We start from the raw sequence: 12,678 nt of genomic DNA, 5'->3' as shown, positions 1-12,678 counted from the left end.
TAGTTACAAGACAATATTTATAAACTTTTATTTTAAAAAAATGAAAAAACAATTAGTATACTTTACTTTTAATATTCTTAAAAGAAATAACATCAAGAGTCTTTTATTGTCTTCTGTATTCTTTTTATCCTTCATAGGTTTCGGACAGCATAATAAGATTATAAAAACATACCTTTCTAATAATTTGGAAAAGTTTAACTTGACCCCAGCCGATGCAACAGAATGGAAGATAACGAATGAAGTGTATTCTAAACAAACGAATGTCACACATGTATACATACAACAGACATTTAAAGGAATTCCGGTGTATAATGCAGTTTCTAATTTTACATTAAAAGATAATAAAGTTATTTTTGCAAGAAACTCTTTTGTAAAAAATCTTGCTTCAAAAATTAATACAGTATCGCCAGTATTACAGCCTAAAACAGCAATTACTCAAGTAGCTAGCGCATTGCATCTCGGAACACCAATAGGTTTAGAATTAATAGAAGAAAAAGGAAATAGTGCCTATGTTTTCTCAAAAAGTGGTATTTCCCAAGAAAAAATTCCTGTAGAATTAGTGTATCAACCATTAAAAGATGGGTCAGTAAAATTATCTTGGTTGTTAAATATCTATCAATTAGATGGTATTCATTGGTGGAATGTAAGAATTGATGCGATTAAAGGTGTTATTTTAGATAAAAATGATTGGGGTGTAAGTTGTAATTTTGATATCGCCACGGGGACACATTATCACGAATCAAAACTAGTTAAGCAACCAATTCAAAGCCCAGTCATAGCTATAAAAAAAAACGTAAATTTTTATGAAGGAGCACAATATAACGTTTTTGGCCTTCCAGTAGAAAGTCCAAACCATGGGTCTAGAAGCCTTATTTCGGCATCTCACAATACATTGGCGTCTCCTTTTGGCTGGCATGATACAGATGGAGTTATAGGGCCTGAGCATACGATAACAAGAGGTAATAATGTATATGCGCAATTAGACGATGATAATGATAATGATACCCAAGGGTATGCCCCAGATGGAGGGAATGAATTAGTTTTTAATTATTTATTAGACATGAATAATAAACCAGCAGATTCATACAAGGATGTTTCTATAACTAATTTATTTTATCTGAATAATGTAATGCATGATATCTGGTATCAATACGGATTTGATGAAGTTTCTGGTAATTTTCAATCAAATAATTACGGCAGAGAAGCTCCACTAACCTTTCCCCCAACGGATGGAGATGAGGTTATAGCGGACGCTCAAGACGCTGGAGGTAAAAATAATGCAAACTTTGCAACACCCCCAGATGGTTTTACACCAAGAATGCAAATGTATCTTTGGGATGATGCTATAATGGATATCACTACAGGTACATTAGCTGGAAAATATCCGATTACGGACAGTAATTTTACTATTGATGGAACGTCAGATACCGCTAGGTCAGGAGCTCCTTTAAATGAAAACCCAGTTACTGCTGATTTGGTATTAATGAACGATGACACGCCTACACCAATAAATGGTTGTTCAGAGAGTGGTGCTCCAATAGCTGATTTAGAAGGTAAAATTGTGGTTATTAGCAGAGGAGAGTGTTCTTTTGTAAGTAAAATAAAATTAGCACAAGATAACGGTGCAGTAGGAGTTATTGTTGTAAATAATACTGGAGGTACTATAAGGATGGGTGGTGCAACTGAAAACATTACTATTCCTGCAGTTTCTATTACACAAGAATTAGGTAATTTTATAATTTCGGCATTATCAAATTCTGAAACTATTAATGTGTTTTTAGCGGCTATTGATTTAGACGGCAGTTTTGATAATGGCATTATAGCTCACGAATACGGTCATGGAATCTCTAATAGACTAATAGGTGGAGGTGCAAATGCTAATTGTATGAATAATCAAGAACAACTAGGAGAAGGCTGGTCTGATTATTTCGGAATGGCAATTACTATGAATCCTGATGATACAGAAACAAGAGTTAGAGGAGTTGGTACGTTTGCATCAGGACAAGCAATAACAGGCAATGGAATAAGAAGATACCCATATACAACCGATATGGCAGTGAATCCTTTTACCTTTAAAGAGGTTAAAGATCAAGCATTACCAGATGGAGAAGTTTCTGTGCATGGTGTAGGTTCTATTTGGGCAACTATGCTGTGGGATTTGCATTGGAAAATGATTAATATTTATGGTTTTGATCCAGATATGTATAACGGAACTGGAGGTAACAATAAAACCATGGCTTTAGTTATAGAAGGTTTAAAGCTTACCCCTTGTAGTTCTGGATTTATTGGAGCAAGAGATGCTATTTTGGCAGCAGATGAGCTCCTCTATAATGGTGCCAACCAATGTGCTATTTGGGAAGTATTTGCGAGAAGAGGATTAGGGTACAGCGCAGACTCTGGAGATACCGACTCTTTTACAGATCAAACAATTGCTTTTGATATGCCACCAGAAAATGTTTTATCAACCTTTAGTTGCAATAATGCACTAAGTGTGGAGGGCGATGTTTTAGAATTATTTAAAATATACCCTAACCCAGCAAGTACATCGATTAATATTTCTTTAACGAATGAGGTTAAGAACGCAACCACTGCTATATATGATATTAATGGAAGACAAGTTTATGCTCAAAAATCCGATTTAAAAGGAACTGTAACCATAAACACTGAAAATTTAAGTACTGGAATTTATATATTAAAAATAAATAATGAAGTCATAAATTACAGTCAAAAAATAATAATAAATTAGCGTTTAAAACATTGGCAATAAAAGAGATGCTTATAAAAAAGCGTCTCTTTTTAGTTTATATTATCAACAAGTACTTTTAAAGATGCAGCATCTAATCCAATTTTGGTTAGAAGTTCAGAGGTGTTACCATGTTCAATAAATGCATCAGGTATTCCTAATACTTTTATGTCATTTTTATAGTTATGATTAGAACCAAACTCAAGAATAGCACTTCCAAAACCACCTTTAACAACACCATCTTCAATAGTAATTATAGTTTTATGTTTTTTAAAAATAGTATGTAATAATTTTTCATCTAAAGGTTTTACAAATCGCAAATCATAATGAGCAATTGTATCTTTTTTTTCTGAGGATCCAATCGCTTCAGAGACGGTATCTGCAATCGTTCCAAAAGATAAAACAGCTATTTTAGTTCCTTCTTTTAGACAGATGCCTTTTCCGATTTTTATCTTTGTAAAAGGCTGCTGCCATTCTTTTATTTTACCCAAACCTCTAGGATATCTTATGGCAATCGGATTTTCTAATCCTAGTTGTGCCGTGTATAAAATATTACGCAGCTCAATTTCGTTTCTGGGTGCAAAAATAATTAAATTAGGGATACATCTTAAAAAAGCAATATCAAAAGCACCATGATGCGTTGGGCCATCTTCACCGACTAAACCTGCTCTATCTAAACAAAAAATAACGGGTAATTTTTGCAAAGCAACATCATGGATGACCTGGTCATAGGCACGCTGTAAAAATGTGGAATAAATATTACAAAACGGAATGAAACCTTGTGTTGCCATGCCGGCCGCCAAAGTAACGGCATGTTGTTCTGCAATACCTACATCAAAAGTTCTTTCAGGAAATTCTTGAAACATCAATTTAAGAGAACTACCCGTTAACATTGCAGGTGTTATTCCTATAATTTTATCATTTTTTTGCGCAAGTTCTAAGATAGTTTTTCCAAAAACATCTTGATATTTAGTAAATAAACTTTTTTCTTTTTTTTCTCTTTCACCTGTAATTTTATCAAATTTTCCTGGAGCGTGATACGTTATTTGATCTTCTTCTGCTTTTTTTAAACCTTTACCTTTCGTAGTTATAATATGCAAAAATTTAGGACCTTTTACAGATTTTAATCGTTCTAATTCGGTGATTAGTTTTGGTAAATCATGTCCGTCAATGGGACCATAATAATCAAAATTTAAAGCCTTTATAATATTATTTTGAGTGGCTAATTTCCTGTCGGTTTTTACTTTTGTTAGATATTCTTTTAAAGCACCTACAGAGGGGTCAATACCAATGGCATTATCATTTAAAATAATTAATAAATTAGCCTTTGAAACACCTGCATGATTCAGCGCTTCAAAAGCCATTCCGCTGGCAATCGAGGCATCACCAATAACGGCAATATGATGTTTGTTAGTTTCCCCTTTTAAATTTGAGGCAATAGCCATCCCCAAAGCTGCAGAAATAGAAGTAGAGGAGTGCCCAACACCAAAAGCATCGAATTTACTTTCTTTTCTTGATGGAAATCCTGAAATTCCGCCTAGCTGCCTATTCGTATGAAAAATTTCTTTTCTACCCGTTAAAATTTTATGTCCGTATGCCTGATGTCCAACATCCCAAACTAATAAATCATTTGGAGTGTCAAATAAATAATGAAGCGCAATGGTTAATTCCACAACACCTAAACTCGCTCCTAAATGACCTTCTTTTGTGGCCACAACATCAATAATAAACGCCCTTAATTCTTCCGCTAAATGGGGTAATTGATTAGGATTTAATTTTCTTAAATCAGACGGGTTTGAAATATGATTTAATAAGTTTTTCATTTCATCACAAAAATACAATTTCAATTTTTGTAATATTGATTTTTTATTTCCAAAATATGATACTACCTTTTGACGATGTTTATTTTATGAAAAAAGCTTATCAAGAAGCAGCATTGGCTTTTGATAAGGGAGAAATCCCAGTAGGCGCTGTGATAGTCTTTAAGAATCAGATTATCGCAAGAGCACATAATTTAACGGAAACGTTGAATGATGTTACTGCCCATGCAGAAATGCAGGCTTTTACGGCGGCTGCAGATTTTTTGGGAGGTAAATATCTGAAAGAATGTGTTTTATATGTAACTTTAGAACCTTGTCAAATGTGTGCAGGCGCAAGTTATTGGACACAAATTGATAAAATTGTTTTTGGAGCTTCTGAACCTACGAGAGGTTTTATCAACTTAAAAACAACCTTACATCCTAAAACAAAAGTTGTTGCAGGAGTTTTAGAAAATGAATGTTCACTACTTTTAAAAAGATTTTTTTTTGAAAAAAGGAATCTGAATTGATGATTAACTGTTAAAATTATTACAAATTTTTCTTAAAAAATTTGTAATATAGATTGTTTTAAGGAACTTGACCCACAAATAAACCAATCTCTATACATGAAAAATATCATCTTCTCTTTTGCGTTGATTTTTACTATTTCAGTAAGTTTTGCGCAAGAAACTCCCAAACCAAATTACAGACAAGCGGCTAAATATTCTCCAAAAAATTTAGCTAAAATGGTGCATTCAACAAGTGTAAGCCCACATTGGTTAAAAAAAGGAAACCGTTTTTGGTATGCTTACAAAACTTCAGAGGGTTCCAATCATTATATTGTTGATTTAGATAGAAAAACGAAAAAACCATTATTTGATAATGTAAAAATGGCAAAGTGGTTAACAGAAATCACCAAAGATCCTTATGACGCCAAACATTTGCCTCGTTTTAATTTCAAATTTAATAAAGCAGAGAATGCAATCCGCTTTAGAGTAAAATCTACAGAAGAAGTAGAGGTTGTTGAAGAGGATAAAAAAGAATCAAAAGAAGAAGTTAAGAAAGACTCTACAACTACCAAAAAGGCTAAAAAGAAGAAGCCTAAAATGGAGAAAAAAACCTATCATCTAGAATATAGATTAGGTGGAAATGGGTTAACCATTATCGATACTAAAAAAGAAGAGAAAACACCTTGGAAAAGTTGGGCAAATGTTGCTCCAGATAGTTCTATAGTTCTATATTCTAAAAACTACAATATGTATTGGATGGATAAAATGAACTTTAAAAAGTTTATTAAAGATGAAAAAGATAGCACTGTTGTAGAAAATCAATGGACAAAAGATGGTGAAGAGAATTATGGTTATGGTGGCGGAAACCGAGGGCAAGATAATGTGGATGTAGAAAAAAATAAAGACAAAAGAAAAGGGGTTTGGGGAACTTGGTCTCATGATTCTAAAAAGTTTGTGTTCCAAAAATCAGATTCAAGGCATATCAAAGATTTATGGGTAATTAATGCTACAGGTAAAAAAAGGCCTACTTTAGAAACTTACAAATACCACATGCCAGGTGAACAAGAATTTTATAAATCTGAATTGATGATTTTTGATATTCCTTCAAAAAGCCATGTAATGGTTCCTTTAGATACAGTAAAACAACAAAGTATTTCTGTATACAGAGCACCAAGAAAACAGTCTCAAAGAGATGATGATTTTACACCTTCTTTGCTATTATCAAAAAAAGGAAAAGTATATTTCAGTACGATTTCTAGAGATCGTAAAAAATTTGATATTCATGTAGCAGACATCAATACCGGAGAATATAAAACCATTATTGAGGAACGATTTAATACGTATATAGAATCGAGACCCTTAATTCTATTTAACAATGAAACCGAAATATTGCATTGGGCAGAACGCGATGGTTGGGCTCATTTTTATTTGTATGATGTCAATGGGAATTTGAAAAACCAAGTAACAGAAGGCGATTATCATGTAGATAATTTTGCGGGTTTAGACGAGAAAAGTAGAACGCTTTATTTTACGGCGAATGGCGTACATAAAGACCAAGATCCGTATTATTTACACACCTATAAAATCAATTTAAACGGTAGTGGAATGCAAACTTTAGATCCTGGTAATTTTACGGCAAGTGCTTCTATGGCAGATTCTAATGAGTACTTTGTTAGTAATTATTCTAGAGTAAATACTATTCCAAAATCTGAAGTTAGGGATGCAAATGGACGTAAAGTAATGGATCTAGAAACGGCAGATTTATCACAATTATTTGCATCAGGATATCAGTTTCCAGAAACTTTTAAAGTAAAAGCAGATGACGGAATTACTGATATTTATGGGGTGATGTACAAGCCTTTTGACTTGGATACGACTAAGGTATATCCGTTGTTAGAATATGTATATCCTGGACCACAAACAGAGGCAGTCAATAAATCTTTTTCATACAGAATGGATCGTTTAGACAGAATGGCGCAGGTTGGTTTTGTGGTTATTACGCTGGGAAATAGAGGTGGTCATCCAGATAGATCTAAATGGTACCATAATTATGGATATGGAAATTTACGTGATTATGGTTTGGCAGATAAAAAATATGTGGCACAACAATTAGCCAACAAACATCAATATATTGATATTGAAAAAGTGGGGATTTATGGTCATTCAGGAGGAGGCTTTATGTCTACAGCTGCGATGTTAGTATATCCAGATTTCTTTAAAGCTGCAGTTTCATCCGCAGGAAATCATGATAACAGAGTGTATAATTCTTGGTGGAGTGAAACCCATCACGGAGTGAAAGAAGAAATTGACGAAAAAGGTAAAATTTCTCATAAATATGAAATTGATTACAATCAATCTTTAGCAAAAAATTTAAAGGGACATTTAATGTTGATTCATGGTGATATGGATAACAATGTGCATCCCGCAGGAACTATTAGAATGGCAAACGAATTGATTAAAGCGCACAAACGTTTTAAATTTATGGTGATGCCAGGGCAAAGACATGGTTTTGGTAGCATGACTGAATACTCTTTTTGGTTAAGAGCCGATCATTTTAGCAAATATTTATTAGGAGAAGAAAATACGGATGTAGATTTTATGTTCATGAATTTAAATGAACCACAGAATAAATAATTGTTATTTTATTATGTCAGTTATAGCGCAGTCGAGAACTCATTAAAATTAAAAGTAAAACTCCGAATTAAAATTCGGAGTTTTTTAGTTTTATAACTGTCTTATAAAATATTTTAGAAGTATAAAAGTTAATCTTTTTTATATTCTAAAATATCTGAGGGTTGGCAATCTAAAGCTTCACAAATAGCTTCTAAAGTAGAAAAACGAACAGCTTTCGCCTTCCCAGATTTTAAGATAGATAGATTGGCGGTGGTAATTCCAATAATTTCTGCTAACTCCTTGCTGCGCATTTTGCGCTTTGCCAACATTACGTCAAGATTTACAATAATCGCCATATTATATGGTTAAATCGTTTTCTTGTTGAATTTCAATTCCTCTTTTAATAATTTGAGCAAAAATGAAAATAATACCCGCTAAAAAGATAAAGTCACCAGAAAATAACTCCATCGAGAAGTTATATCTTTTTGCTAAAAACTGAACATGAGCATTATGTATAATAGCTAAAATCCATAAATAAAAAATACTAATGCTTATCTTAGTCATTAATTGATGCATACTCTCATGAAATGGTTTTTCTAAATTTAGCGTATTTAACAATCGGGTTACTAAAAATGCAATATGGGCTTCTAATGAAAATAAGAGTACTTTGTAGCCAACAATACTAGAATATTGCCAAAAACTATGCGTATAGTATTGTGATAAATCTAAACCCTCAAACAAGTTTTTAGCATACTCAGGCCTGGCAATACTAATAAAATAGGATGTTAAGATGATTCCTGTTTTTATACATAAGCCAACAAAAACAATCCAAGAGAGGATATGCATTACTTTTAAAATTTTTACTGTTTTCATAATTAAATTGTTAAATCGTTTTCTTGTTTTTGATGTTTTGCAATTTTAAATATTTCACTTAAAACTAAAAAGAATAGACCAAAACAAATAATTATCAAGTGTTGGTTTAGACCAAACTCTAAAGCTACTTTTTGCTCAAAATAAACTTTACTTAGCATAGAAGTGATGAGTGAAATTATACTAGAAATCACTAATAAATTACCAATTTTTTTAAAGGAAGTGATAACCATTTCTTCAAATATTTTAACTCTTAAAAAATAATGCAATACTTTTCTGAAAAAATACAAAGCAGCAATAATTAGTAAGTAATTTAAAGCAGCAATAGCCAATAATATTTTTGATGTTAGCTTGTTGGTATTCAAAACCACTGAGTTTATCTTGATATTTAATTCACTCAAAACAACAAAGAAAATTGTAATTGAAAATCCAATAATTAACAATACTATTGGCATTGAAAATATCCAAAGTAAATCTACAATTGCTTTTAGAATATTAATTTTTCGCATGATTAAATAGTTAAATCGTTTTCTTGTTTTAATGCTCTTGCGTTGATGAAACTTTTACTAAAGAGTAGAAAAAATAAGCCAACAATAATTAAGAAAATACTTCTTAAATCAAATGCTGCTGCAACTATATTAGAGAAAGTAATAAATCCATTAATTTGTATAATTTTAGTCATAAAAACTTGCATATAAGTTGCTGCAATTAATTGGATAATAATAGTAGATACTCCTATAAAAATAAAAAGATTTCCTGCTTTCCATAAATTTTTGGTGACGCTTTCGCTATAGAAGTCGGACTGTATAAAAGGTGTAATACTTTTTCTAAGGTAGAAAATAGCCATAATAAATAAGATAAAATTTAAAACGGTAGTTGCTGGAACTAAGAAAAGGTGCCAGCTAAAAAAGTTTGAGTTAAATAACATTCCGAAATTTTGAAGATAAAAAGGTAAGTGTTCGCTAAAAAAGTAAATAACAAACCCGAATATTAGTAGCGCTATAAATACTATGGTTAACCCAAAAAATAATATATTTATAAGTGTTGTTAAAATTTTTATTGTTTTCATTGTATATATTTTGATACAACAAATATATAAAAATTATTGATAAACAATAATAAAATATTAAAATATGATAATATTTTAGTTTTTAGACAAAAAAATCAGAGAATCATTTCTCTGATTTTTTATTATTATTTTAATAAATAACAAGCAAGATATATAATTATTATTGATTGAAATTATACTTTTTTAATCACGTTTGTAACAATACCCCAAATCATAAAATCGTTTTCTTCCGTTATATGTATAATTGGGTAATTCGGATTTTCTGGCTGTAACCAAACCTCATTTTTTGCTACACGTAAGCGTTTAACGGTAAACTCTCCGTCTAAAAAGCAAACTGCAATTTTATTGTTGGCAGGCTCTAGACTTCTATCAATAACTAATAAATCATTGTCATCTAAACCAGCATTAATCATTGATTGGCCTTTTACTTTCGCGTAAAAAGTACTGTCTTTATTTTGAACTAATTCGTCATCTAAAGAAATTCTAGTTTCGTTAAAATCTCCAGACGGAGATGGGTAACCTGCAGAAATGCCTACATCAATTAAAATAGCGCCATTTCCCGAAGAAGCTTTCGGTGCAAATAAAGTAAGATTGTCTGTTGCTCTCATGCGCCACAAATTACAATTTTTCTTTGAACTTTTCAGCATATTCTTTAATCACATTTTGATCAAAATAAGGTTCCTCGTCAATTCTTCCAATAATTTGCACACCGCTCATTTTTTTAATGATTGCCTCTGTGGTAGGATGTGCATCACCAGAGAAAAGAATAGCGACTTCAAAACCTTTAGATGTTAACAAGTTTACGGTTAATAAAGTGTGATTGATACTTCCTAAATAATGTCTGGAAACTACAATTACTTTGTATTCAGGTTGAATTAAATCGAAAATAGTATCCGTGTCATTGAACGGAACCAATAAACCGCCTGCACCTTCTATGACCAAGTTATTTTTTGTTTCTGGTGCTTTTATTTTGTTTAATTCGATGGTAATCCCGTCAATTTCTGCGGCGGCATGCGGACTCATCGGGGTTTCTAAAGCATACGAATTAGCATGAAAAACGGATTTAGAATTTGAAATGAGCTTTTGTACTTTATGGGTGTCAGAATTGTCAAGTTCTCCAGCTTGAACGGGTTTCCAGTAATCAGCTTCCAACGCCTCCGTTACAATGGCTGCGGCAATGGTTTTTCCTACTTCTGTTGATATTCCTGTGATAAAATATGTATTTGGCATTAAAAAATTGTTTTACAATCGTTACAAATTTGTCTTGTTTTTTCAAAAAAAGGAAACAACATATAAAACACATTTTTTCTTTGAATGGGTGCAATTAAAATCCTGCTGGAGTTGCATTTAGGACAAGAAATATCTTTTCCATTTGTGTCTTTTTGATAAACTCGAATCTCGTTATAAATGTTCACTGCGTTTTCAAAATCTTTCGTGTGCACCAATAATTTTACGCCACCAATGGCATTGCTCACTAAAGGATCTGCGTCAATGGTTTTTTCGTCCATGAGCATAGTCGTAAAACCCTCTGAATCTAATTTCGATTTGGTGACATGGGCTTCTGTTGAAAACTCAAAAACTGCTAAAATTTTAAAATTAGGATTCATTTTTTTAGGTGTTGGTATGGATTTAAAGTTCCTTTTTGACAAAAATACTTAACAAATACAAAACTTCCCGAATTTCTTTTTTAGAGTTATAGCTATGCAAACAAAAACGCAATCGCTCTTGTTGTTTCGGAACCGTGGGCGATAAAATTGCTTTGGTTTCAAATCCCATTTTTCGTAATTTTTCGGCAATTTTTTTTACACGAGTATTTCCAGGAATAATGCAAGAATGAATGGCAGAATTACTTTCAATAAACCCGTATGATATTTTAGATGTTGCATCCAAATAAAAAAGAGGTAACTGTAATTGTGTGATTTCAGATTTAAAAAATTGAATGTTCCGGTTTAGTTTTTTATATGGACTTTCGGTTTTGGTTGAATTCTTTCGGAGTGCATGGTAAGCAATTTGAATGGTCGCCAAAGAATGTGGAGACAAACCTGTAGTATAAATAAAACTTCGTCCAAAATTTACCAAATAACTTTGTAAGTCGTTACTTCCTAAAATAGCAGCTCCATGGCAACCCAGGGCTTTTCCGAACGTGATAATGCGTGCAAAAACAGCATCTTGAATTTGCAGTTTTTGCACAAGTCCGCTACCTTGAACGCCAAAAACACCAACAGCATGGGCTTCATCCACAATAAGATAAATATTGTATTTTTTACAAATTTCGGCTATTGAAATAAGATCGGGAGAATCCCCATCCATAGAAAAAACCGATTCTGTAACAACATAGATTTCAAATTCATAAGTTATAGCGTCAGCTTTCATAGCCAAAACACGTTTTTCTAAATCTGCAAGGTTATTATGTAAAAACTTGAAGGATTTTGCATTGCTTAATTGAATTCCATCTCTAATAGAGGCATGACAAAATTCATCATATAAAATCACATCATTGCGCTGAGGAACACAAGAAAACAATCCAATATTGGCATCATAACCCGAGTTAAAAATAGTAGCAGTTTCTGCTTGATGAAATTCGCTTAAAAATAGTTCTACTTCATCATATAAAAAATGATTTCCAGATAATAATCTGCTTCCTGTTGCACCATTTTGTTTGCTGTTTTTAGTAATTAAAAGCTGATGTGTTTCATCAAAAATAACTTCAGATTTTGCAAAACCTAAATAATCATTTGAAGAAAAATCAACTAAATTATTTTGCGGTGATAATTTCCGTAAAGAATTATTTTCTTCACGAATATTTAATTTATTTGTTAACTTTTTTGGCAAATTCATCGAAGCAAAAATAGACAAAATTCAATATCTTTGCTTGCTTGTTTGTATTGTTAGATGGTAATACTGTTAATACATCTTGTGAGCAGATTCTTATTCTGAATTTACAAAGAAAATCTGTTGCCATATTGAGAACTTTTTTTAAGGCTCCTTATATCAGTCATCAAAAAAATAGGTAGAAATGAACTTTGTCCTTGTGGAAGTGGTAAAAAATATAAAAAATGTTGTATAAATAATTAA

13 protein-coding genes are annotated in these 12,678 nt (G+C 32.0%); 4 read left to right on the top strand and 9 right to left on the bottom strand.

Features of this window, described 5'->3' with window-relative positions:
* Window positions 1–40: 40 nt before the first annotated feature.
* On the top strand, window positions 41–2,746 hold the full coding sequence (locus K8354_RS11470) for a T9SS-dependent M36 family metallopeptidase (protein WP_223439754.1): 2,706 nt from the start codon (window positions 41–43) through the stop codon (window positions 2,744–2,746).
* Window positions 2,747–2,796: 50 nt separating this feature from the next.
* On the opposite strand, the gene dxs is transcribed toward K8354_RS11470, so the two are convergent.
* Window positions 2,797–4,566 carry a 1-deoxy-D-xylulose-5-phosphate synthase gene (dxs, locus tag K8354_RS11465; RefSeq protein ID WP_223439752.1) on the bottom strand — a complete coding sequence of 590 codons (1,770 nt, stop codon included), beginning with the start codon at window positions 4,564–4,566 and terminating at the stop codon, window positions 2,797–2,799.
* 56 nt (window positions 4,567–4,622) lie between these two features.
* On the opposite strand from dxs, the gene K8354_RS11460 reads away from it, so the two are divergent.
* Window positions 4,623–5,072 (top strand): nucleoside deaminase, encoded by a 450-nt coding sequence (locus tag K8354_RS11460; RefSeq protein WP_223439750.1) that lies wholly within the window; start codon window positions 4,623–4,625, stop codon window positions 5,070–5,072.
* Between the two features lie 96 nt (window positions 5,073–5,168).
* Window positions 5,169–7,685 carry a S9 family peptidase gene (locus K8354_RS11455; protein WP_223439749.1) on the top strand — a complete coding sequence of 839 codons (2,517 nt, stop codon included), beginning with the start codon at window positions 5,169–5,171 and terminating at the stop codon, window positions 7,683–7,685.
* Between the two features lie 128 nt (window positions 7,686–7,813).
* On the opposite strand, the gene K8354_RS11450 is transcribed toward K8354_RS11455, so the two are convergent.
* From K8354_RS11450 to K8354_RS11415, 8 genes are all read right to left on the bottom strand, one after another.
* Window positions 7,814–8,020, bottom strand: coding sequence for a helix-turn-helix domain-containing protein (locus tag K8354_RS11450; protein WP_223439747.1), 207 nt, complete (start codon window positions 8,018–8,020; stop codon window positions 7,814–7,816).
* 1 nt (window position 8,021) lies between these two features.
* Window positions 8,022–8,537 carry a DUF2975 domain-containing protein gene (locus K8354_RS11445; RefSeq protein ID WP_223439745.1) on the bottom strand — a complete coding sequence of 172 codons (516 nt, stop codon included), beginning with the start codon at window positions 8,535–8,537 and terminating at the stop codon, window positions 8,022–8,024.
* Between the two features lie 2 nt (window positions 8,538–8,539).
* Complete coding sequence (locus tag K8354_RS11440; protein ID WP_223439743.1) at window positions 8,540–9,043, bottom strand: DUF2975 domain-containing protein; 504 nt, start codon at window positions 9,041–9,043, stop codon at window positions 8,540–8,542.
* A 2-nt stretch (window positions 9,044–9,045) separates the two neighbouring features.
* Complete coding sequence (locus K8354_RS11435; protein WP_223439742.1) at window positions 9,046–9,603, bottom strand: DUF2975 domain-containing protein; 558 nt, start codon at window positions 9,601–9,603, stop codon at window positions 9,046–9,048.
* Window positions 9,604–9,776: 173 nt separating this feature from the next.
* Window positions 9,777–10,211 carry a LexA family protein gene (locus K8354_RS11430; protein ID WP_223439740.1) on the bottom strand — a complete coding sequence of 145 codons (435 nt, stop codon included), beginning with the start codon at window positions 10,209–10,211 and terminating at the stop codon, window positions 9,777–9,779.
* Between the two features lie 10 nt (window positions 10,212–10,221).
* A complete protein-coding gene (bioD, locus tag K8354_RS11425; protein WP_223439738.1) occupies window positions 10,222–10,833 on the bottom strand; it encodes a dethiobiotin synthase in 612 nt (203 codons plus the stop codon).
* Window positions 10,833–11,210 carry a DUF2007 domain-containing protein gene (locus K8354_RS11420; RefSeq protein WP_223439736.1) on the bottom strand — a complete coding sequence of 126 codons (378 nt, stop codon included), beginning with the start codon at window positions 11,208–11,210 and terminating at the stop codon, window positions 10,833–10,835. Before K8354_RS11420 ends, bioD begins: the two co-directional genes overlap by 1 nt.
* A gap of 22 nt (window positions 11,211–11,232) precedes the next feature.
* Complete coding sequence (locus K8354_RS11415; protein WP_223439734.1) at window positions 11,233–12,441, bottom strand: aminotransferase class I/II-fold pyridoxal phosphate-dependent enzyme; 1,209 nt, start codon at window positions 12,439–12,441, stop codon at window positions 11,233–11,235.
* A gap of 150 nt (window positions 12,442–12,591) precedes the next feature.
* On the opposite strand from K8354_RS11415, the gene K8354_RS18855 reads away from it, so the two are divergent.
* A complete protein-coding gene (locus K8354_RS18855; protein WP_367890431.1) occupies window positions 12,592–12,678 on the top strand; it encodes an SEC-C metal-binding domain-containing protein in 87 nt (28 codons plus the stop codon).

The organism is Polaribacter litorisediminis (assembly GCF_019968605.1).
Taxonomy (GTDB): domain Bacteria; phylum Bacteroidota; class Bacteroidia; order Flavobacteriales; family Flavobacteriaceae; genus Polaribacter; species Polaribacter litorisediminis.
The sequence above is the reverse complement of the archived record's forward strand: the minus strand, read 5'-3'. Positions and strand labels throughout refer to the sequence as shown.

Excerpts from the sequence above, each read along its gene's own strand:
- K8354_RS11470 (WP_223439754.1), top strand. The coding sequence starts at position 41 with ATGAAAAAACAATTAGTATACTTTACTTTTAATATTCTTAAAAGAAAT.
- dxs (WP_223439752.1), bottom strand. The coding sequence starts at position 4,566 with ATGAAAAACTTATTAAATCATATTTCAAACCCGTCTGATTTAAGAAAA.
- K8354_RS11460 (WP_223439750.1), top strand. The coding sequence starts at position 4,623 with ATGATACTACCTTTTGACGATGTTTATTTTATGAAAAAAGCTTATCAA.
- K8354_RS11455 (WP_223439749.1), top strand. The coding sequence starts at position 5,169 with ATGAAAAATATCATCTTCTCTTTTGCGTTGATTTTTACTATTTCAGTA.
- K8354_RS11450 (WP_223439747.1), bottom strand. The coding sequence starts at position 8,020 with ATGGCGATTATTGTAAATCTTGACGTAATGTTGGCAAAGCGCAAAATG.
- K8354_RS11445 (WP_223439745.1), bottom strand. The coding sequence starts at position 8,537 with ATGAAAACAGTAAAAATTTTAAAAGTAATGCATATCCTCTCTTGGATT.
- K8354_RS11440 (WP_223439743.1), bottom strand. The coding sequence starts at position 9,043 with ATGCGAAAAATTAATATTCTAAAAGCAATTGTAGATTTACTTTGGATA.
- K8354_RS11435 (WP_223439742.1), bottom strand. The coding sequence starts at position 9,603 with ATGAAAACAATAAAAATTTTAACAACACTTATAAATATATTATTTTTT.
- K8354_RS11430 (WP_223439740.1), bottom strand. The coding sequence starts at position 10,211 with ATGAGAGCAACAGACAATCTTACTTTATTTGCACCGAAAGCTTCTTCG.
- bioD (WP_223439738.1), bottom strand. The coding sequence starts at position 10,833 with ATGCCAAATACATATTTTATCACAGGAATATCAACAGAAGTAGGAAAA.
- K8354_RS11420 (WP_223439736.1), bottom strand. The coding sequence starts at position 11,210 with ATGAATCCTAATTTTAAAATTTTAGCAGTTTTTGAGTTTTCAACAGAA.
- K8354_RS11415 (WP_223439734.1), bottom strand. The coding sequence starts at position 12,441 with ATGAATTTGCCAAAAAAGTTAACAAATAAATTAAATATTCGTGAAGAA.